Origin of the sequence: Microbispora rosea (assembly GCF_044460045.1) — a bacterium.
Lineage (GTDB): Bacteria > Actinomycetota > Actinomycetes > Streptosporangiales > Streptosporangiaceae > Microbispora > Microbispora rosea.
Genome location: NZ_JBITJO010000015.1, coordinates 16,655 through 36,396 on the forward strand (window position 1 = coordinate 16,655; position 19,742 = coordinate 36,396).

A 19,742-nucleotide genomic window follows, 5' to 3' on the forward strand; every position below is an offset into this window, starting at 1 on the left:
GGGCACCACCTGGGCTTGGGGTCGGTCACGAGTGACCGTGGTTGCCCCCTCGTTACTCTCCTTGATGGCCCGCTAATGGCCCGGCGAACTGCCTGTGGGCTGGGCTGCGGTGAACTGCCGGCCGTCTGCTACTCCTCGACGATCCAACCTCGGGCGAGGCTGCGGAGCAGATCTCGGACTAGCCCTGATGCGCATGGTGTCGGCTGCTTGCTCTACCCGCTGCATGATTGCGGGGATGATTTCGACTCGATGTCCGTCCTGATCTGTGTACGCTTCGAAGTCCGGTTCGGGCTGGAAGCACCCCCACCTATGCCTCATAGGCGCCCCTCTCGGGTTCGTGCACATGGGTCGGTGTGCGGAACTCACACTGCGGGACCGCAGGAGCCGTCATGGCTCTGACAACCACTGACGGCTGAGCACAGAGCAGGCGGCTGCTGACGACGCAGACCCCGGATGACCCGTCGATTTGCCTGATAAGGCGGGGCGGACGTTGCACCATGCGAACCGCAACATCCTGGGGGCTGGTGATCCACTGTCTGGGCATCGGGCTGGATCGCGGGCCCAGGCTCATACGTAGTCGCACTCCGGATTCGGCCTCGACGTCGCGTCGATGATGTCGTCGAGCCTGTCCCGGGCGATAATCAGCTCGGCGATCTGCGTGTTGATCCGGTCCCGCTCCGCCGCCAGCCGTTCCCGAGATTCCGGCGTGCTCACCTTGGCGTCGACGCACGGCAAGAGCTCCGCGATCGTCTTGCTGGACAGTCCCGCGCCGTACAACTGCTGAATCAGCCGCACGCGGTTGACCGCCGCGTTTTCATAGAGCCGCTGCCCGCTTTCACTACGCGTCGAGGCCAGCAACCCCTGCTCCTCGTAGTACCGGAGCGCCCGCACACTCACGCGCGTCATGCTCGCCAGGTCCCCGATCCGCACAGTGATCCCCCTCACAATACTTGCCTCTGACGTCAACGTTAGGTTTTAGCGTAGTGACATGCAGATCAACGGCACAAAAGCCCTCGTGACCGGCGCCAATCGCGGACTCGGCAAGGCGTTCGCCGAGGCTCTCCTCGCCCGCGGCGCCATCACTGTCTACGCCACCGCCCGCCGCCCCGACCACATCAACATCCCCGGCGTCGTGCCCCTCCAGCTGGACATCACCGATCCGACGTCCATCGAAGCCGCGGCCACCGAGGTAGGCGAGCTCGACATCCTCATTAACAACGCCGGCATCTCCACAGACGCCCCCTTGCTCGGCCCCTCCACGGAAAACGTCCGCCGCGAGTTCGAGACCAACTTCTGGGGCACCCTCAACGTCACCCGGGCCTTCGCCCCTAGACTTGCTGGCGGCGCGATCCTCAACGTCATCTCGGCGCTGAGCTGGTACACCTTCGCCCCCGCCAGCAACGGCTACGCCGCATCAAAAGCGGCGGAATGGTCTCTCACCAACGGCGTCAGACTTGAACTGGCCGACCAGAAAACCCAGGTCACCGCCTTGGCCCTGGCCATAGCCGACACCGACATGATGGCCGCCTACGACATACCCAAACTCCCACCCCACGAGGTGGTCACCATGGCCCTGGACGGTCTGGAAGCGGGCAAACTCGAAGTGATCGCCGACAGTCCCACCGCCAACGTCAAGGCCTCCCTCTCGCGCGACCCCGCCCTCTTTTATGCTGACATCGCCACCTCCCTCTTCGGCTGACACCCTTTCCCTCTGAACTGCGGCAATCTCCGGGGAGGATGCTGATTTCCCAGCCAGGGCAGGGTCATCGTGCAGCTTGGCAGTGAGCTTCGTTCGTCGCCCGTGACCTGGCTCTTTTCCGCGCGGCGCGCACCGGCGTAGGTGGCGGTGCGGCGTTGTGTGCGGCGAGTGCGTCGGGGGCGGCATGGTGGACGTGCGCTGGGCGACCCAAGTCGCCGCCTTGATCTGGACGCCGGGATCGTGCGTGTGCGGGCGGCCTTCGTCGAGCGCTCCACGGGTGAAGCGCTCAGGTCCGCCGCGGTGCGGCCGGTCGCCACCGTCGGGGAACTTCGAACAGCCACGTCGCGCGCACTGCGAGCAGCCCACGGTGGATCGCCAGGCTCAGGCCGATCACCACGGCGGTCAGCAGAATCGGATACTCCGCCACCGTAAGCGCCTGTCCGTCGCCACCCAGCCCGGCCATCGGACCAACGAGGAACCCGTGCAGCAGGGCGAGCAGCGGCATGTGGATGACGTAGATCGGCATACAGAGACTGAACTGTTGACCGTCAGCGCCCCCGATCCTGGCCGTCTTGGAGACGCGGGGGCCGCGCGCAGGATCTACGTGAGTGTCTGCGTGAGTTCATTATGGTGTTCGGTGTACAGCACGTGGCCGCGGGCCCCGTTTACCAGAGGCGCGTACGGCGGGACATGGCCACACTCGACATCAGCGATGATCGGTACGGCGAGGCCGCCGAGTGCGTCGAGCACCGCCTCATGCTGGGTGAGCGAGTCGATGCCCGGGGCCCGGGTGCGGCCGACGAGCACGGCGTTCGCGTTGGTGAAGAATCCGGCCATCCGCATCCGGTGCAGGTTCCTGCAGATGGTCGCCGCGTCATCGGCGGACGCCTCGATGTAGACGAGCAGCCCTTCGGGGGCCGTGGTCGTTGCGAAGGACGCGATGTCGCCGTACGGCGTACCGGTGAGGTTGCACAAGGTCCCGATGCACCCTGGTTCCCCGCCCGTTCTGGCACTCATCTGGCGCGGATCCGGCCATATAGGGCCGCTGACCTGGGTGGGGCCGGTTGTGAGTAATCGGGGCCGACCCCTCGTCAGCGGTCCCTGTGCCTGAGGTCTGTCGGTCGACTTGTGAACAAGCAATCACGGTAGGTTCTCACCGCTCCGGCCCGCCGCGGCGCCAGGACGATGGCATCGTCCGGCCGAGGGGCTTGTAGTAGCTGAGCAGGATGGTCACGAGCAGCACCCCGGAAGCTCCCCCGGAGTCCTCGACCAGCCCGTAGGTGTCTGAGGGAACTCCTCCGGCCAGTGCCACACCGGCGGCCGTGGAGAGCGTGGGCACGAGAACGAACACGGCCAGCAGCGTGCCGCCCGCGGTGAAGACCAGCGAGATGAGCACCCACCAGTAGCGCAGCAGCCCCCACGGGGTGAGCAACCCCAAGGCGACGCCGGTGGAGAGGGCGAGCAGCGCCAGGGGCAGGACGAGGAACTCGCCGAGCATGTATCCGGCCGGATAGACGGTCAGCGGGTTCGACCCCTGCCACCCCGCGACGGCCAGAGCGAGTACGGCGGCGTCGGCACCCAGCAGTCCCAGCGAGGCGACCACATGCACGATCCGCAGGGCCTTGCGCCAAGGCGGTGACAACCGCATCCTGGGCCGGCCGTGGGGCTCACGCCTGCCTGCCGGCCGTTCTCCCGCCTGCTCTGGGAACCGGGGGTCGGCGGTGCTGTTCACTGGAGGTCCCTTCCTGGTCGGTCACGACGCGTGCTGCGGGTGGCGCCAGAAGGCGCACTGGTGACTGCTCATGAAGTTCACCGGATGCACACCTTGCGGACCGGACGCGAGCGAGAGGACCGTACCGCCGGAGTGGTAGGCCGCCCAGTGGGGTAGCCCCGGCAGGTTGGGATCGCCAGTCGCGGCGAAACGCGTCCAGTAAGCGATCATGTCGCGTGACAGCCTCTCCTGTGCGGGAGAGAGCGCCAGAGGCGGGTTAGGGCCCTCCATGAGGTACGGCAGCTCGGCCGCGTGCCCGGCTCCGAGCGGGAGGCCGACGATCTCCTGCCCCGAGTTCTCGGCGAACTCGAAGGCATAGACGGGGGCACGCCAGGCCGCCGCGTCGTCCGCCGGAAGCTGCGAGCAGGCGCCCAGTTTCGCGCCCCAGTCGGTCAGCACGGTGGCCAGTGCGAGGCTCGGTGTGGGGAAGCCGGCGACCGGATAACGATCGAGCACGGCGTCGGCGTCGTCCCTGAATAGGTCGGCGAGAATCTCCGGATACTGCTGTGCCGTCACGGGTCGGCCCTGCGCGTCGAACTGCACCGCCACGAAAGGCCGCATCTCGTCATGGGTAGCCCCCTGAAGGAGGGGGACCGGCGCGGCCAGGCCGCGGCGCAACGCCTCCAGCGGCTGCGTCGGCAGCGCAGGCGTGCCCGCCGTGAAGATCCAGGGCATGTCACCGATGCGGGCGGTCGCGGTGAAGACCTGATCGGAGCCGATGGGGAGCAGTTCGGCCACGGGCTTGGCCCGCAGGCACGTCGCAGTCCGGGTGGCGCACCCGAGGTCGGCGGCGATCTTCGTGGCCCGCGCCCGCGCCGCCGCCCGGGTGACGAAGGCGTTGCCGCAGGGGCCGCTCTCCACGATCGCCTTCTGGAACAGGCCGCGCGATCCAGGCGCTGCCAGATGGGCGCACACGCTGAAACCGCCCGCCGATTGGCCGAAGATCGTCACGTTGGCGGGATCGCCGCCGAAGGCCGCGATGTTGCGCCGCACCCAGCGCAGTGCCGCCTGCTGGTCGGCGAGCGCGTAGTTGCCCTCGTACGGGTCGCTCATGGCCGGATGGTCCAGGTAGCCCAGGGCTCCCAGCCGGTAGTTGAGTGTCACCGTGACGACCTTCCCCTGGGTGGCCATCCGGCTCAGGTCGTACTCGCTGCCCGCGCCCGCCACGAACCCGCCGCCGTGGATCCAGACCATGACGGGAAGCCGCTCGTCCGGCCGGGAGGCAGGCGTGGTGACGTTGAGGAACAGGCAGTCCTCATCGCCGAGCGGCTGCGGTGGCCGATCGGGGCCGCCTCCGTCAAGCTGGGGGCAGGGACTGCCAGGTTTGGTGGCGTCACGCACGCCTGCCCACGTCGGCGCGGGGCCCGGTGCCCGCCACCGCCGATCGCCGGTCGGCGGCGCCGCGTACGGGATCCCAGAGAACGTCCGGTGGTCGGAGCCGCGGAGACCGTGCACGGCGCCCTGGGCGGTTCGCACGAGGGCCGGATCCTGATCGCCTGCCACCCGTGCATGGGCCACGCCTCCGCCCAGCGGAACCATCAGGACGGCGGCGAGGACAAGCAACAGCGGCTTTCTACGCATGCGGCCAGACTTTCGGCTTCCGGGTTGTTCCGCGTCGTCTCGTCGGCGGTCCCGCGACTACGTCTCCTGTCGTATGCGAAACAGGGGACGGCTCCGAGAGCGCGCACGATCTTCCGCACGGCCTTCCTGATCACCTGCATGCGCGCAGGGGGTGCGGCCGGCGGCGAAGTCGCGCGCGTCGACCATCTGGAAGGCGCGGTCCGGGTCGCCGGGGGCCAGCACCTTGCCGCCCCGCGCCATCCGGTCCAGCCACCACAGCAGGCGGCCCACGTTCTCGTACGGGCCGACGAGCAGGCCGCAGTTGAGGATCAGCGAGCGGTCCGCGCCGAAACGCTCCAGCACCGCGCGTTCGCACCCGGCCTTCAAGTGGTTGCCTGCGGGCTGGCCGGGCGGGGTGTCGGCAGGACAGGGGCACGTGAGGGAGTCCTCGTTCACGGGGCGCTCACCCCAGTCCGAGAACGCGTGGATGGAGGAGACGAACGTGTAGTGGCCGGCGCGCTCGCGTGGGAGCCCGGCGGAGAGCAGTACGTCGCTCGGCTGCTCCCCGGAGGTGTCCACCACCGCATCTCAGCTCCGGCCCCCGGCCAGCCGTTCCAGGTCGGCAGGGGAGGTGCGGTCGCCCCGTACGGCGCTTCTGCACCTGGCTGGTCGGGCCCGCTGAGCCCCCGGTTGAAGGTCGTCATCTCATGGCCGCAGCGCTTCGGAGACGTAGGCATGCCCGGGGAACGACGAACCGCCCAGTACGAGAATCTTCATACGGCCAGCCTCCCGCCACACTCATGCACCGAGCACCTCCTTCGCTCTGAGCCGTACCGATTTCACCGCCTTCGCGAGTTTGCGATGGGGAGAGGTGAGCGCGCTTCGTTGTAGCGGAACGGGGACGCCCGGCAGGCGATCCCGCATCCCGCTGAAATGGGCTCCCAATCGCGCCGGTACCGCACCGGGCGTAGACGGGCCGCCGCCCATGGGACGATGTGCGCGCCCAGGGCTGTGGAAACGATGGCCGCATGCTGCCTACCACGCGTGCGCCGGATCATCGAAGTGGTCCACATCATCTCCGGGGTCACGGCCCTCGGCGACGTCTGCGGCCTCGCGTTGATGCACCTGGAGGCGTTGAACTCCGGCTCGCTCTTCGCCCGAGAGGGGTCTGAGCCCCCCGTAGCGTGGAGATCGAACCTGGAGAGAAAGTTCCACGGGTGAACTGGTCATCGGGCCGCCCAAGTCCAAGGCCGGGCGACGGGTGGTCGGCATCCCTCAGGGCATCGTTCCGGCCCTGCGCGAGCACCTGGCGACCTACGTCCAGGACGAGCCGGGCGCGCTGCTCTTTCCCGGTGCCAAAGGCGGCCCTCTACGCCGCAGCGGCTACAACACCCGTACGCGCTGGGTGGATGTGGTCAAGGAGATGGGTCTCCTCGGTCTCCACTTTCATGATCTGCGTCACAGGCAACATGCTCGCGGCAGAGTCCGGCGCGGGGCTCAAGGACCTGATGGCCCGGATGGGTCACGACAACGTCCGAGCCGCGATGATCTACCAGCACGCCGTACGGGGTGCCGACAAGACGATCACGGATGCCATCGACCGGCACATCAGCGGGGCCGGTGACGAGGACGAGGGCGGGTCGGCGGTCGTCCTGGTCCCCGTGGGCTAATTGCACGTTAATTGCACGGAAGATCGAAAAGGTGGCCAGAAATGATCAAGGCCTGGGTCTGGATTGCTGTCCTGGCCTGGGCCTTCGTGGGTGGAGCGGGTGACGGGAATCGAACCCGCGCTGTCAGCTTGGGAATAGGCTGCTGATCTTGCCGTGCTGAGCTGGGAAAACAGGGGTGCAGGTCAGAGTTGGCCGAGTGACCGTGAGTCCCCGCGGTTCACCACTGATCGCCGTCCGTTCTGGCACGCATCTGGCACGCGAACGATGCTTCTGTGTTGCGGATTTGTCGGTCGAAACTGGCAGCATGCTGCCTTATGGACGTGGACAACTTCTGGCTCTTCCTCCAGCGGTCCCCGCACGCGGAGTGCCGATCATGACAGAGGACGAGGTCTTCGAAGCGATACGGTCAGACCCTGGGCCTGATGTGCGACGGGTGGCCTCGTCCGAGGCGGTCGCTGAGGCTGAAGAGGCCATCGGTTACCCGCTTCCATCGCTGCTGCGGCGGTTGTATCTGGAGGTGGGAAACGGAGGTTTCGGTCCTCACGGTGGCATCATCGGTGTACGGGGCTACGACTTCTGGAAGAGCGACATCTTCGAGGACATCACTGAATCTGCTCTGGCGTTTCGGGCCGAGCCCGGCGGACGATTCACGGGGATGATCCAGTTGCTGGACTGGGGGTGTGCAATCGCGTCACTGCTGGATTGCCGCGATCCCGAGGGCGCGATGTGGGGATGGGATCCCAATCTGTGCTGCTTGGATCATGCGCTCTTCCCTCAGGACATCACCTTCGCGTCGTGGCTCGCGGAGTCGATCGGCCGCGATTTCGCTGAGCCGTTCTATGACGGTTACTTCGAGGTCTCGGTGCAAGATGAGGCAGAGATCGCCGTGAGCACCATCGGGGAAGAGGAGGGACCGTGCCTGTGCTCGCCGCCCGTGTGGGTGAAGGGTAGGGAGGTCGGCGCTTGGAAGCGCCGTCACATGTCCGATGACTGACGAGTTGGCTTCGTAGTGAGTACGGGCCTAGCCGAGGAGGAGCGCTTCTACCACGATCTGGGCTGAGGCGATCTCGGGTTTCGCGTCCCGACCTGGGCCTTCGTGTGTGGAGCGGGTGACGGGAATCGAACCCGCGCTGTCAGTTTGGGAATTGCATGGATCGCGGCCGGTATGGGCGCTGACCTGGGCGTCGGGTCGGTCATAGTGACCGTGGTTGTCCCCTCGTCACCCTGCTTAATCGCACGCTAATTGCACGACGATCAGCCCGCGGCCTGGCTCTTTCCGCGCGGCGCCTCCCCTAACCGGAGTGGCCTTCAGCATGGAGGTCAAGTGGATCACGAACGAGAATCTGTCCGCGATGCAGCCGATCACTACGATCAGCGCATGCGGTTTAGATCAACTACAGTTGGCTCTCCTTCTCCTGCTCCTCGTGATCACCGCGTTGGAAATCCGCGGACGGAGATCGAAGAAAGATGGAAACCATGAGTAGCCCCCTCCGCGCGGTCACAGACGGAGTGAGCCCCGAAGACGGAGTCTTCAGCGTGGCCGAGGTCCTCAACGGCCGTTTGGCGGGATCGGCGGTCAACGGGGAGATCGAACCACCAGGAGATGACCGGGTCGCCGCGGGCGACGACGGGCTCATCATCCAGGCGGAATACACCAACCCCATGGACCCGGTGCATGTCCGGTTCGAGTTGTGGGACGGGCCTCCACCGGTGGACGCCTGGGAAGAGCTGTGGACCGGGCGGCTCCTGTCGAAGTCGGGGCTGGTCGGCGCTGGAGCATGGGCGTCCAGCTACGCACACGATGTGGAGTTCGACCTGGGGCGGAGTGACACGACCTGGTCTGCACGGGTGGCCACCAAGATCCTGCAGACCGAACAGGAGGCCGGCTTCCCCTACGCGATCGCCCGGGTGGAACTGTACAAGATCCAGTTCTGGAACTGATGGGCTCTCGCCCTGGTCGGCCATCTGAGCCATCGCTGTATTTCGCTGCTGTACGGCACGCAAAAGGCCACTTCCCTGGGCAGTACACCTAGGAGGTGGCCTTTGACCTCTCCGCGTGGGTACGGCTTGTTTGGTACGCCAAGTCGTAGGCGATCGGGCACGACGCCGAGGATGCTGGATAGCAGCGGAGGCCGTCACCACCCTGTCTGCCAGGGCAGCAATCGATCCAGCAACGCGGAATAAAAGAAGAGGCCTCGATCAAAGTCCGGAGCGCTGGCCTGGAGATGTGGTGTCTGCGTACGTCCGCCGGGGTCTGCCGTCGTTCGCCCCCTTGGCTGTACTCGTGGCTGTACAGCCAAGGCACCCATCAGCTTGGAAGTCTTTCAACATCATGCGACTTGAGCTGGGAAAACGCTGACCTGGGCATATGTGGGTCGAGTGACCGTGAGTCCCCGTGATGCCCCGCTGCTCGCCGACCGTACGGGCACGCAAGGGGCACGGCAGGCCGTCAAGGCATCTGCTCAGGCGCACCAGCCGGCACCGGTCTGCCAGTGCTTAACCCAATCGAGGAAGCGGATGGCTTCGGGCCCGGGGGAGAATCGGGACGGCGTCCGCCGAGGACCAGCGCCGATGCTCAGTAAGTCTCTGGATCCTGCGCGCCGGGAACCACCGCGATCGGATTAGGCTCTCCAGATGGTCACTCCGATTGAACTCGTGATTTTCGACTGCGACGGTGTGCTCGTCGACAGCGAACGCATAGCCGTGCGCATCCACGTAGCCGTGGGCGCTGAGTTGGGCTGGCCGCTGACCGAAGCCGAGGTAATCGAAAGGTTCATCGGCCGGTCGCCCCTCGCCAACGGCGAACAAATCATTGCCCGAGTAGGGGCGAGCCTGGGCGCGCTCTGGCAGGAGAGATTCAAGCAACTGCACCGCACGGCCATCGATGCCGAACTCGCCCCGGTCGACGGCATACTCGAAGTCCTCGACACCCTCACACTTCCTAGCTGCGTCGCCTCTGGCGGCAGCCATGACACGATGCGCCACACCTTGGGCCACACCGGGATCTACCCGTACTTCGAAGGCCGCATCTTCAGCGCAAGCGAGGTCCTCCACGGCAAACCGGCCCCCGACCTGTTCCTGCACGCCGCCAAGCAAATGGGCGTCCACCCCTCGGCCTGCGTCGTCGTCGAAGACAGCAAATACGGGGTCCAGGCTGCCCGCGCAGCGGGGATGCGCGCTCTTGGCTACGCCGGTGGACTCACACCCGCGGAATGGCTCGAAGGACCGAACACCAGAATCTTCGATGACATGCGCGAACTCCCGACGCTCCTCGCACAAACCTGCCCCGTGGAGACACCCGATCCCTGATGAGGGGAGAACTCAACCGTCGTCCAGCGCTGCCAAGGGCAGGGATCTTGCGATCGCTGACGATAGGCGAGACCGTCAAGCAAGGACTCGGTGCGAAGGACGACGACAATGATCCGCCCTCGCCGGAGCCAAGATCGACTGATCTGGCACGCGAGTGAGAAAAAGCCCTAACGAAAATCAAGACCCGAGTCGAGAAACTACCTCTGACCTGGGCCTTCGTGGATGGAGCGGGTGACGGGAATCGAACCCGCGCTGTCAGCTTGGGAAGCTGATGTTCTGCCATTGAACTACACCCGCGTGACCGGCTTGGAGCCTGTCGCTGCCCCTACTGTAGCGGATTCGGGGCGTGCTCCTGCAGTCCCGACGCGAAGATCCCGGACACCCGGCGCTGAAATGGCCTACTAGCCTTGCACCCGTGCTGCTTTCCGATCGTGACCTTCGTGCCGAGATCGAGTCGGGCAGGGTGAAGCTCGACCCGTACGACCCGGCGATGATCCAGCCGTCCAGCGTCGACGTGCGGCTGGACCGCTACTTCCGAGTGTTCGAGAACCATCGCTACCCGCACATCGACCCCTCGATCGAGCAGCCCGATCTCACCCGGCAGGTGGAGCCGGACGGCGACGAGCCGTTCATCCTGCACCCGGGGGAGTTCGTGCTCGCCAGCACGTACGAGGTGATCAGCCTGCCCGACGACATCGCCTCACGGCTGGAGGGCAAGTCGAGCCTGGGCCGGCTGGGCCTGCTGACGCACTCGACGGCCGGGTTCATCGACCCCGGCTTCGAGGGGCACGTCACGCTCGAACTGTCCAACGTCGCCACGCTGCCGATCAAACTGTGGCCGGGCATGAAGATCGGGCAGCTCTGCATGTTCCGGCTCAGCTCGCCCGCGGAGTTCCCGTACGGCTCGGACCGGTACGGCTCGCGCTATCAGGGGCAGCGGGGCCCGACCCCGAGCAGGTCGTTCCTGAACTTCCACCGCACCAAGATCTGAAGCGGCTCAGGCAACAAGTGTGTTACGGGAGACGTTCTGGGCAGCGGGAAGGGGAAGAGTAGGTTACAAGCGGGCTTGTGTGGCCTGAACTTCGCATTTCCACTGGTAAGCCGTACCCTTCTCTGCGGACCGTCCCCGCACATCTGGAGAAACGACGTGCGCCTGCGTCTCACGCCCCGTGAGGACAGCTACTACGACTTGTTCGCCGACTCGGCGAACAACCTCGTCACCGCATCGCGTCTGCTGGTCGAGATCATCAGCGACGGTTCGGACCGGGAGGGTCTGGCCGAGAAGATGCGCGCCTGCGAACACGCGGGCGACGAGCGCACTCACGCGATCATGAACCGGCTCAACGAGAGCTTCATCACGCCCTTCGACCGCGAGGACATCTATCGCCTCGCGTCGAATCTCGACGACGTGATGGATTACATGGAGGCCGCCGCCGACCTGATCGTCCTCTACCAGATCGACCACCTGCCCAAGGAGGTCGTACGCCAGGTGGAGGTCCTCGAACGGGCCGCCGAGCTGACGGCGGACGCGATGCCGCGCCTGCGCTCGATGCAGCACCTCAACGAATACTGGATCGAGATCAACCGGCTCGAGAACCAGGCCGACCAGGTCTACCGCAGGCTGCTGGCGAAGCTGTTCAGCGGCGAGTACGACGCCCTCACCGTCATGAAGATGCGCGAGGTCATCGAGCAGCTCGAGCTCGCCGCCGACGCCTTCGAGCACGTGGCGAACACGATCGAGACGATCGCGGTCAAGGAAAGCTAAGTGGAGCTCGCGCTTGTCATCGGCGTGATCGTCATCGCGCTGGCGTTCGACTACACGAACGGTTTCCATGATGCGGCGAACGCCATCGCCACCTCCGTCTCCACCCGGGCGCTGACACCCCGGGTCGCACTCCTCCTCGCCGCGGTGATGAACTTCATCGGCGCCCATCTCGGCACCGAGGTGGCCCAGACCGTCGGCAAGGGGATCATCGACGCTCCGAACGGCACCAGCGGACTGCTCATCGTGGGCGGCGCACTCATCGGAGCGATCGTCTGGAACCTCATCACCTGGTATTTCGGCCTGCCGTCGTCGAGTAGTCACGCACTGATCGGCGGGCTGGTCGGCTCCGCCCTGGCCGCCAGCGCGACCGTGCACTGGTCGGGAGTGGTGGAGAAGGTCGTCATCCCCATGATCCTGTCGCCTGTCATCGGGTTCATCCTGGGCGGCATCATCATGATCATCCTGCTGTGGCTCTTCCGCAAGTCCAACCCGCACCGCACCAGCCGGGGGTTCCGATACATCCAGCCGGTGTCGGCGGCCGCCATCGCGCTCGGCCATGGGCTGCAGGACGCGCAGAAGACGATGGGCGTGATCTTCCTGGCGCTCGTCGTCGGCGGATACGCCTCCCCGGAGGGCGGCATTCCCGAGTGGGTCATCACGGCCTCGGCCACGGCGATCTCGCTCGGCACCTACTCCGGCGGCTGGCGCATCATGCGGACGATGGGCAGGCGGATCATCCACCTGGACCCGCCGAGCGGTTTCGCGGCCGAGACGGCCGCGTCGTCGGTCCTCTACACCGCCGCCATCGGGTTCGGCGCCCCGATCTCGACCACGCACACCATGACCTCCGCGATCATGGGTGTGGGCGCCACGCGGCGGCTGTCGGCCGTGCGGTGGGGCATCGCCGGCAACATCGTGACCGGGTGGGTCCTGACGATCCCGGCCGCGGCCGTCGTCGCGGCGCTCGGCTACTTCCTCCTCAACCTCATCCTCGGATAGAGGAGACGTTCTCCATCCGAAACGGGCCGGCCCCCGAAGGGGACCGGCCCGTCGGCGTTCAGCGCCGGTACATCACGTCGGTCTTCCATCGGGTGAACCCGAGCGCCTCGTACAGCCGGACAGCCGCGGTGTTCTCCTCGTCCACGTAGAGCATGACCTGGGCGAGGCCGAGCGCGCGCAGGTGTTCGAGCCCCGCGAGCGTCAGCGCGCGGCCGAGGCCCGTGCCGCGCTCGCCGGGCGCGACTCCCACCACGTAGACCTCCCCGATCGGCTCGTCGCCGCCGTGCACCTTGGTCCAGTGGAAGCCCGCCAGTGTGTCTCCCCGTACGGCGAGGAAGAAGCCGGCGGGGTCGAACCACGGCTCCCGCTCCCGCAGTTCGAGGTCGGCCGGCGTCCAGGAGCCCTGCTCGGGGTGGGTGGCGAAGGCCAGCGCGTTGAGCGCCAGCCACGCCTTCTCGTCGCGTCCCGGCTCGAACGTGCGCAGCCGTACGCCCTCGGGGAGGGCGGCGGCGGGCAGGGGCTCGGACAGCGGGCGGCGCATCTGCCACAGGGAACGCACCCGGGCCAGGCCCGCGCTCGCGGCGAGACGGGCGGCGCCGGGCAGGTCGCCGTGCGCCCACAGGCGCAGCCTCCCCCCGCTCGCCTCCAGCGCCTCGCCCAGCAGCCGCCGGCCCAGGCCGCGCCGGCGGAAGGCGGGATGCACCACGAGCTCGCCGCTCGGCCCCTCGACCGGGTCCGCGGGATCCAGGTGGGCGAAGCCCGCGACGTTCCCGTCCTCGTACAGCAGCACGGCTCTCGCACCCGGCTCGGCGCCGTGGCGCACCTGGAGCATCACGTGCTCGTTCAGCGGACCGACACCATCGGCCTCGGCGGCCGCCTCCACCAGGGCGAGCACCGCCGCCACCTGCTCGTCGTCGAGCCGTTCCGTGATCTCCACGCGTACGTCCATGTCTGGCACGATAGGTGAAGGCCCGGCGATCTCCCTACCGGGCTTCGGCAATAGACGCCATGGGTTCACCCCCTGAATCGTTATCTTTGCGCCATTTCCCGCTTAGATCCCGGCTCTACTGTCGGAGGTCATGACCCGAGCATCCCTGACGCGACTGGCCATCGCCGGCGCCGCAATGGTCGGCGCCGCGGCCCTCACGATGGGCACGGCAGCCGCATCTCCCGGTCCCAAGCCTCCCAAGCCTGACAAGCCCGGTCCCTCCGTTCCCATCCGGTTGCTGACCATCAACGACCTCCACGGCAACCTGGAGCCCCCGACCGGGTCCAGCTCCCGGATCCTCGACCCGAACGGCGCGAACACCGACACCGACGGCTCGCTCACCGGCATCGCCGGCGCGAAGTACTCGATCGCGGGCGGGGCGTCCTACCTGGCCGCCCACCTCAAGCAGCTGCGCGACCCCAACACCCTCCTGGTGGCCGCGGGCGACCTCATCGGCGCCTCGCCGCTGCTGTCGGCCGCCTACCACGACGAGCCGACCGCCGCCCTGCTCGACAAGCTCGGCCTCACGACCTCCTCGGCCGGCAACCACGAGTTCGACGAGGGCATCGACGAGCTCAACCGCATCATGAACGGCGGCTGCCACCCGGTCGACGGCTGTTCCCCGGCCGGCGAGTGGAAGGGCACGAAGTTCGACTACCTCGGGGCGAACGTGCTCAAGGAGAGCAACGGCGACTACGCGCTGCCGCCCTACTTCGTCAAGAAGATCCACGGGGTGGACATCGGCTTCATCGGCCTGGTGACCCAGACCACCCCGAACATCGTCACCGCCGCCGGCATCAAGGGCCTGAAGTTCACGGAGGAGGTCGCGGCGGCCAACAAGGTGTCGAAGGACCTCGCCAAGCGCGGGGTCAAGGCGCAGGTCGTGCTGGTCCACGAGGGCGACAACATCACCCCGAACCAGGACCCCAGCTCGTGCCCGGTCGTCCCCGGCAACGGCTCGCGGATCGCCACCGGCCTCGACCCGCAGATCGACCTGGTCATCAGCGGCCACAGCCACCAGGCGTACGTCTGCAAGGTGAAGGACCCGGCCGGTCAGGACCGCGTCTACACCCAGGGCTCGTCGTTCGGCCGCGCGATCACCCAAATCGACTTCCGGATCGACCGTAAGACGAAGGACGTCATCCGCTCCAGCGTCGTCGCCAAGAACAACGTGGTGACCCGCACCGTCACCCCGGACGCCGACACCGAGGCGTACATCAAGACCTGGCAGGAGCGGGTCTCGACCGTCGCCAACAAGCAGATCGGCACGATCACGGCCAACATCGGCCGTGGCAGCAACGTGGGGGAGACTCCGCTGGGTGACCTCATCGCCGACGCGCAGCTCGAGGCGACCAAGGACGGCGGCAACGCGGAGATCGCGCTGATGAACCCGGGCGGCGTCCGCACCGACCTGAGCTACGCGCAGAGCGGCTCCGAGGGCGACGGCGTCGTGACGTACGGCGAGGCCTTCCAGGTGCAGCCGTTCAACAACCTCATGCAGGTCGTCACGCTCACCGGGGCCCAGCTCAAGGCGCTGCTGGAGCAGCAGATCTGGACGGTCGACCCGGCGACGGGCGGCATCACCCAGCGGATCCTGCAGCCGTCCTCGTCGCTGACCTACACCTTCGACACGACGAAGCCGGTGGGCTCGCGGGTCTCCGACATCAAGATCAACGGCACCGCGGTGACCGACACCCAGCAGATCAGGGTGGCCGCCAACAACTTCCTCGTCGGCGGCGGCGACGGCTTCACCGTCTTCACCCAGGGCACGGACCTGTGGAGCGGCCCGCTGGACATCGACGCGTTCGTGGCCTACATGGGCGCGCACTCGCCGATCGCCCCGCCGGCCACCGGCCGGATCAACCTCATCCGGTGATCGCGCGGTAATCGCAAAAACAGCGGCGGCCCGTCCCCCTTCAGGGGCGGGCCGTCAGCGTCTGGCGGGTTCTGCCTCGTTCTGTTCGCCGCGGTCGGGGACGAAGCGGTAGCCGACGTTGCGGACCGTTCCGATGAGCGCCTCGTACTCGGCGCCGAGCTTGGCCCGCAGGCGCCGTACGTGCACGTCCACGGTGCGGGTGCCGCCGAAGTAGTCGTAGCCCCAGACCTCCTGCAGCAGCTGGGCGCGGGTGAAGACCCGGCCCGGGTGCTGGGCGAGGTACTTCAGCAGCTCGAACTCCTTGAAGGTCAGGTCCAGCGCGCGCCCGCGCAGCCGGGCCGTGTAGGTCGCCTCGTCGATCGACAGGTCGCCGCTGCGGATCTCGTCGGGGACCTCGTCGGCGGCGGCCAGCGACAGCCGCCCGACCGCCATCCGCAGCCGGGCCTCGACCTCCGCCGGCCCCGCGGTGTCGAGGATCACATCGTCCGCACCCCACTCCGCCGTCATCGCCGCGAGGCCGCCCTCGGTCACGATCACCATCAGCGGACAGGTGACGCCGGTCGTGCGCATCAGCCGGCACAGGCTCTTGGCCTGCACGAGCTCGCGGCGCGCGTCCACCAGGATGGCGTCCGCCGGGGGTGTGTCGATCAGCGCGGAGGCCTCGGCGGGCGCGACCCGCACCGAGTGCAGCAGCAGTCCGAGTGCCGGGAGCACCTCCGCCGACGGCTCCAGAGCGTTGGTCAGCAGGAGCAGATTGCTCACATGAGCCTCCTCGCACCATGTCGGCTCGGCGCCGTTTGCAGCACTGGAAACCGCGACAGCCGTACAAACACGTAAGGACCCGGGGGCCACATCGCCCGAGTCCATTAATTCGTAGGGTAGCCCACACGAAGTTTGCGTCCAATGTGCGTCACCCGTGTGAACAACACGTCACGTGGTTTACCGCCGTAACGTGACGGTGACGGAGAGCTTCCGCAGGGTGAGGCGAAAGTGAGGGGAGCGGCACGTCATGGCCAGGGGAACCATCCGCTACTGGGCGGCGGCCAAGGAGGCCGCCGGCGTGCCCGAGGAGCCGTTCGACGCCGAGACGCTGGGAGACCTGCTCGCGGGGATCTCGCGGAACCCGGCCGTCGAGCGCGTGCTGCGCCGGTGCTCCTTCCTCGTCGACGGCGCGCCCGTCGGCACGCGCGATCCGGCGACGATCGACCTTCCGGAAGGCGGCGTGGTCGAGGTTTTACCCCCCTTCGCCGGGGGATGAGCCACTACTCTGATCGCAAAGGCGCCTTCGGAGGGGTCGGATGCGCAAGTTGGTCGTGGCCGTGGCCCTGCTGGCCATCGTGCTCGTCGTGCTCGACCGGGTCGCCGTGGTCGGGGTGCAGCGTGAGATCGCCCGCCAGATCGAGGCCAAGTACGACCTCGCGGAGGCCCCCTCGGTGCAGGTCAAGGGCGTGCCGTTCCTCACCCAGGCCATCTCGGGCCGATACGAGGAGATCAGCATCGGCATCGGGAAGGTGGAGCGGGAGGGCGTCCAGCTCGAGCGCATCGACGCCACCTTGTACGGCGTGACCGCCCCGCTCTCCGACCTGATCCAGAACGCCGCGACCACCGACATCAGAGCCGACCGCGTGACCGGGACCGTGGTCATCTCCAGGCAGACGCTGTCGGCCCGCGCGCCGCGCGGCATCAAGGTCGAAGGCACGGGCGACGACGAGCTCCGCGTCTCCGGCAACGTGCCCGTGCTCGGAAACCAGGTGCCGATCACCGCCGACATGAAGATCCAGGTGGTCCAGGGCGCGATACGGCTCACGCCCACGAACGTGAAGATCGCCGGCGGCATCCCCGTGCCGAACCCCGAGCGGCTCATCTCGTTCACCGTGCCGGTGAAGAACCTGCCGCTCAACCTCAGGATCACCCGCGTGAAGTCGACGAGCGAAGGGCTCGCGGTCCAGGGCACCGCGTCCGATGTCCCCCTCCGATGAGGTCCCGCGTGACGATGGTCACACCGCCGAACCGTCGCGTCCCGGCGTACGTGATGAGGGTGTGAGTCCAGCCGGAACCGCCGACGAGGAGCTCATACGCGCACTTTGGGAGGATCACGGAGGGCCGCTGTACGGCTACGTACTGCGGTTGACCGGTGATCCGGGCAGGGCGGAGGACGTGGTGCAGGAGACGCTGCTTCGGGCCTGGCGGCATCCCTCCGGGCTCCAGGGACGCCCTGTCCGCGCGTGGCTGTTCACCGTCGCCCGCAATCTCGTCGTCGATCAGCACCGGGCCCGCAAGTCCAGGCCGCCGGAGACGGGAGACGAGGCGCTCGCCGTGCTGCCCGCCGACGACGAGCTGGAACGCGCCGTCGAGTCGTGGGGGGTGGCGGAGGCGCTGGCCTCGCTCAGGGCGGAGCACCGCGAGGTGCTTCTTGAGACGTACTACCGGGGGAGATCGGTGAAGGAGGCGTCGGAGATCCTCGGCATCCCGCCGGGAACGGTGAAGTCGCGGACCTACTACGCCCTCCGGGCGCTGAAGCTCGCCCTGGAGGAACGGGGGCTTGCACCATGACCTGCGAGGAGGTGCGGATCTCGCTCGGCTCGTACGTGCTGGGGGCGCTCGACGCCGAGGAGACCGCCGAGGTCGAGGCCCACCTGGACACCTGCGCGGCCTGCCGGGCGGAGCTGGCCGAGTTGTCCGGGCTGCCGCCGCTGCTGGCCCGCGTGTCGGCCGAGGACATCGAGCGCGCCGCCGCGCCGCCGCGCGCCGTGCTCGACGGCGTCTTCGCGGGTGCGGCGGCGAGCGAGCCCGCGCCTGTGCCCGTGCCCGTGACCGTGGCCGTGGTTGCGGCGCCCGCGCGGCGCGGACGCCGGTCCCGCGTGTTGCTGGCGCTCGCCGCGTCCGTCGTCGTCGCGGCCGTGGGAGGCACGGCGTGGGTGTCGGCGGCGCAGAGGGGGGCGGAGTCCACGGCGGCGGCCCCGGCCCAGGCGAGCCGCGCGAGTCAGGGAGAGATGGCCAAAGGGCGCGCGGCCCCGGACGGGGCTGCCCAGGATCAGGCGCAGGATCAGCCGGCGCAGGATCAGTCGGCGCAGGCGCTTGTGGAGCCCTTCGCGGCGAAAGAGCCGCCCACGCCCTCGGCCCAGTCCTCCGCGGGGGCGGTGGCGAGGAAGGTCCAGCCGCCGGCCGCCGAGACGCCCGTCACCGCGTCGCCCGTGCCGTCCGAGGCGCGCGGAAGCAGCGGCGACGTACGGATCGTCGTACGGCTCGTGCCTCACGACGGCGGGACACAGGTCGTCGCCAGGGTCGCCGGCGTCCCGGCGGGCACGGTCTTGACGTTGCGCGCGGTCGCCAAGGACGGCGCGGTCTCGACCCTCGGCAGCTGGACCGTGGGCAGGGGCGAGTTCCGCGGTCAGAAGATGGTCCTCGAAGGCTCGACGGCGCTGCGCCCCGGCCAGATCGACCGGATCGAGCTCGCCGACTCCGCCGGTCGCGTCCTGGCGACCGCCAGGCTGTGACCTGGCCGTGATCCGGCGCGGGAATCGACCGCACCGGGCGTACGGTTGCAGACGGTGATGGCAGGGATCGCGACCCTCGTGGCCACGCTCGTTCTGGGCGTGGTCTTCGGGCTGCTCCTGAGACGGCGCGACGGAAGGATGCGGGTCGTGGAACACGCCCTCGTGACGCGTGGTGATCTCGGCGCCGACCTCGGTGAGCGCGCCACGCTGGTGCAGTTCTCGACCGCGTTCTGCCAGCCCTGCCGCGCGACCAGGCGGGTCCTGGACGAGGTGGCCGGCATGGTCCCCGGCGTCCGGCACGTGGAGATCGACGCGGAGTCGCGCCTCGATCTGGTCAGGCGTTTCGACGTGTTGCGCACCCCGACCGTGCTCGTCCTCGACGCGGCGGGCAACGTGGTGAAGAGGGCGTCCGGCCTGCCGCGCAAGGCCGATGTCATCGCCGCGCTCGGCGCCGCCGTGGACGGCGCGTCTCACGGGCCGTCTCAACCATCGGACAAGGTGTGACAGATGCCGAGACGGAAGGTACTGTCGTGGTCATGACTCCCACGACAGAGCTGCTCACGAAGCGGCGCGCGGTGGACTTCTGCCGCGTCGCGACATCGCTCTGT

23 protein-coding genes and 1 tRNA gene are annotated in these 19,742 nt (G+C 67.8%); 15 read left to right on the forward strand and 9 right to left on the reverse strand.

What is annotated here, in order from left to right; genetic code table 11:
* Window positions 1-567: 567 nt before the first annotated feature.
* Window positions 568-930 carry a MerR family transcriptional regulator gene (locus tag ACIBK1_RS37335; protein WP_030510430.1) on the reverse strand — a complete coding sequence of 121 codons (363 nt, stop codon included), beginning with the start codon at window positions 928-930 and terminating at the stop codon, window positions 568-570.
* Between the two features lie 58 nt (window positions 931-988).
* Between ACIBK1_RS37335 and ACIBK1_RS37340 the strand changes: the two genes are divergently transcribed.
* Window positions 989-1,699: an SDR family oxidoreductase gene (locus ACIBK1_RS37340; protein ID WP_030510429.1), complete on the forward strand. Its 711-nt coding sequence runs from the start codon at window positions 989-991 to the stop codon at window positions 1,697-1,699.
* Between the two features lie 286 nt (window positions 1,700-1,985).
* Here the strand turns inward: ACIBK1_RS37340 and ACIBK1_RS37345 are convergent, their stop codons facing one another.
* From ACIBK1_RS37345 to ACIBK1_RS37365, 5 genes are all read right to left on the reverse strand, one after another.
* Window positions 1,986-2,225 (reverse strand): hypothetical protein, encoded by a 240-nt coding sequence (locus tag ACIBK1_RS37345; RefSeq protein ID WP_030510428.1) that lies wholly within the window; start codon window positions 2,223-2,225, stop codon window positions 1,986-1,988.
* Between the two features lie 74 nt (window positions 2,226-2,299).
* Entirely contained in the window at window positions 2,300-2,716 is a 417-nt protein-coding gene (locus ACIBK1_RS37350; protein ID WP_396740402.1) for a hypothetical protein, read from the reverse strand.
* A 136-nt stretch (window positions 2,717-2,852) separates the two neighbouring features.
* The gene (locus tag ACIBK1_RS37355; protein ID WP_231514058.1) at window positions 2,853-3,431 is read right to left on the reverse strand and encodes a hypothetical protein; all 579 of its coding nucleotides are present in this window, start codon (window positions 3,429-3,431) and stop codon (window positions 2,853-2,855) included.
* A 21-nt stretch (window positions 3,432-3,452) separates the two neighbouring features.
* The gene (locus ACIBK1_RS37360; RefSeq protein ID WP_156081090.1) at window positions 3,453-5,051 is read right to left on the reverse strand and encodes a carboxylesterase/lipase family protein; all 1,599 of its coding nucleotides are present in this window, start codon (window positions 5,049-5,051) and stop codon (window positions 3,453-3,455) included.
* Window positions 5,052-5,108: 57 nt separating this feature from the next.
* Window positions 5,109-5,609, reverse strand: a complete 501-nt coding sequence (locus ACIBK1_RS37365; RefSeq protein WP_396740404.1) for a hypothetical protein — start codon at window positions 5,607-5,609, stop codon at window positions 5,109-5,111.
* Window positions 5,610-6,074: 465 nt separating this feature from the next.
* Between ACIBK1_RS37365 and ACIBK1_RS37370 the strand changes: the two genes are divergently transcribed.
* The 5 genes from ACIBK1_RS37370 (at window position 6,075) to ACIBK1_RS37390 (ending at window position 10,009) form a co-directional block, all read left to right on the forward strand.
* The gene (locus ACIBK1_RS37370; protein ID WP_396740406.1) at window positions 6,075-6,251 is read left to right on the forward strand and encodes a hypothetical protein; all 177 of its coding nucleotides are present in this window, start codon (window positions 6,075-6,077) and stop codon (window positions 6,249-6,251) included.
* Between the two features lie 227 nt (window positions 6,252-6,478).
* Window positions 6,479-6,700 (forward strand): hypothetical protein, encoded by a 222-nt coding sequence (locus ACIBK1_RS37375; protein ID WP_396740408.1) that lies wholly within the window; start codon window positions 6,479-6,481, stop codon window positions 6,698-6,700.
* Window positions 6,701-7,073: 373 nt separating this feature from the next.
* On the forward strand, window positions 7,074-7,694 hold the full coding sequence (locus tag ACIBK1_RS37380; protein WP_396740410.1) for an SMI1/KNR4 family protein: 621 nt from the start codon (window positions 7,074-7,076) through the stop codon (window positions 7,692-7,694).
* Between the two features lie 482 nt (window positions 7,695-8,176).
* Window positions 8,177-8,641, forward strand: a complete 465-nt coding sequence (locus tag ACIBK1_RS37385) for a hypothetical protein (RefSeq protein WP_396740412.1) — start codon at window positions 8,177-8,179, stop codon at window positions 8,639-8,641.
* Window positions 8,642-9,334: 693 nt separating this feature from the next.
* Entirely contained in the window at window positions 9,335-10,009 is a 675-nt protein-coding gene (locus ACIBK1_RS37390) for an HAD family hydrolase (RefSeq protein WP_396740413.1), read from the forward strand.
* Between the two features lie 223 nt (window positions 10,010-10,232).
* Here the strand turns inward: ACIBK1_RS37390 and ACIBK1_RS37395 are convergent.
* Window positions 10,233-10,306, reverse strand: a tRNA-Gly gene (locus ACIBK1_RS37395).
* A gap of 118 nt (window positions 10,307-10,424) precedes the next feature.
* Between ACIBK1_RS37395 and dcd the strand changes: the two genes are divergently transcribed.
* From dcd to ACIBK1_RS37410, 3 genes are all read left to right on the forward strand, one after another.
* Window positions 10,425-11,000, forward strand: coding sequence for a dCTP deaminase (dcd, locus tag ACIBK1_RS37400; protein WP_030510424.1), 576 nt, complete (start codon window positions 10,425-10,427; stop codon window positions 10,998-11,000).
* Window positions 11,001-11,156: 156 nt separating this feature from the next.
* Entirely contained in the window at window positions 11,157-11,774 is a 618-nt protein-coding gene (locus ACIBK1_RS37405) for a DUF47 domain-containing protein (protein WP_030510423.1), read from the forward strand.
* Window positions 11,775-12,773: an inorganic phosphate transporter gene (locus ACIBK1_RS37410; protein ID WP_030510422.1), complete on the forward strand. Its 999-nt coding sequence runs from the start codon at window positions 11,775-11,777 to the stop codon at window positions 12,771-12,773.
* A gap of 58 nt (window positions 12,774-12,831) precedes the next feature.
* On the opposite strand, the gene mshD is transcribed toward ACIBK1_RS37410, so the two are convergent.
* On the reverse strand, window positions 12,832-13,722 hold the full coding sequence (gene mshD, locus ACIBK1_RS37415; protein WP_357313010.1) for a mycothiol synthase: 891 nt from the start codon (window positions 13,720-13,722) through the stop codon (window positions 12,832-12,834).
* A 130-nt stretch (window positions 13,723-13,852) separates the two neighbouring features.
* On the opposite strand from mshD, the gene ACIBK1_RS37420 reads away from it, so the two are divergent.
* Window positions 13,853-15,637, forward strand: coding sequence for a bifunctional metallophosphatase/5'-nucleotidase (locus ACIBK1_RS37420; RefSeq protein WP_363524340.1), 1,785 nt, complete (start codon window positions 13,853-13,855; stop codon window positions 15,635-15,637).
* A 54-nt stretch (window positions 15,638-15,691) separates the two neighbouring features.
* Here the strand turns inward: ACIBK1_RS37420 and ACIBK1_RS37425 are convergent, their stop codons facing one another.
* Window positions 15,692-16,399: a winged helix-turn-helix transcriptional regulator gene (locus tag ACIBK1_RS37425; protein ID WP_030510419.1), complete on the reverse strand. Its 708-nt coding sequence runs from the start codon at window positions 16,397-16,399 to the stop codon at window positions 15,692-15,694.
* A 247-nt stretch (window positions 16,400-16,646) separates the two neighbouring features.
* Between ACIBK1_RS37425 and ACIBK1_RS37430 the strand changes: the two genes are divergently transcribed.
* From ACIBK1_RS37430 to ACIBK1_RS37450, 5 genes are all read left to right on the forward strand, one after another.
* Window positions 16,647-16,895: a MoaD/ThiS family protein gene (locus tag ACIBK1_RS37430; protein WP_030510418.1), complete on the forward strand. Its 249-nt coding sequence runs from the start codon at window positions 16,647-16,649 to the stop codon at window positions 16,893-16,895.
* A 40-nt stretch (window positions 16,896-16,935) separates the two neighbouring features.
* A complete protein-coding gene (locus tag ACIBK1_RS37435; protein ID WP_030510417.1) occupies window positions 16,936-17,616 on the forward strand; it encodes an LmeA family phospholipid-binding protein in 681 nt (226 codons plus the stop codon).
* Window positions 17,617-17,677: 61 nt separating this feature from the next.
* Window positions 17,678-18,190: a sigma-70 family RNA polymerase sigma factor gene (locus ACIBK1_RS37440; protein ID WP_030510416.1), complete on the forward strand. Its 513-nt coding sequence runs from the start codon at window positions 17,678-17,680 to the stop codon at window positions 18,188-18,190.
* Complete coding sequence (locus ACIBK1_RS37445; RefSeq protein WP_396740416.1) at window positions 18,187-19,134, forward strand: anti-sigma factor family protein; 948 nt, start codon at window positions 18,187-18,189, stop codon at window positions 19,132-19,134. The genes ACIBK1_RS37440 and ACIBK1_RS37445 overlap by 4 nt, the downstream gene beginning before the upstream one ends.
* A 138-nt stretch (window positions 19,135-19,272) precedes the next feature.
* Window positions 19,273-19,638, forward strand: a complete 366-nt coding sequence (locus tag ACIBK1_RS37450) for a TlpA family protein disulfide reductase (RefSeq protein WP_231514065.1) — start codon at window positions 19,273-19,275, stop codon at window positions 19,636-19,638.
* The last annotated feature ends 104 nt before the right edge of the window (window positions 19,639-19,742 follow it).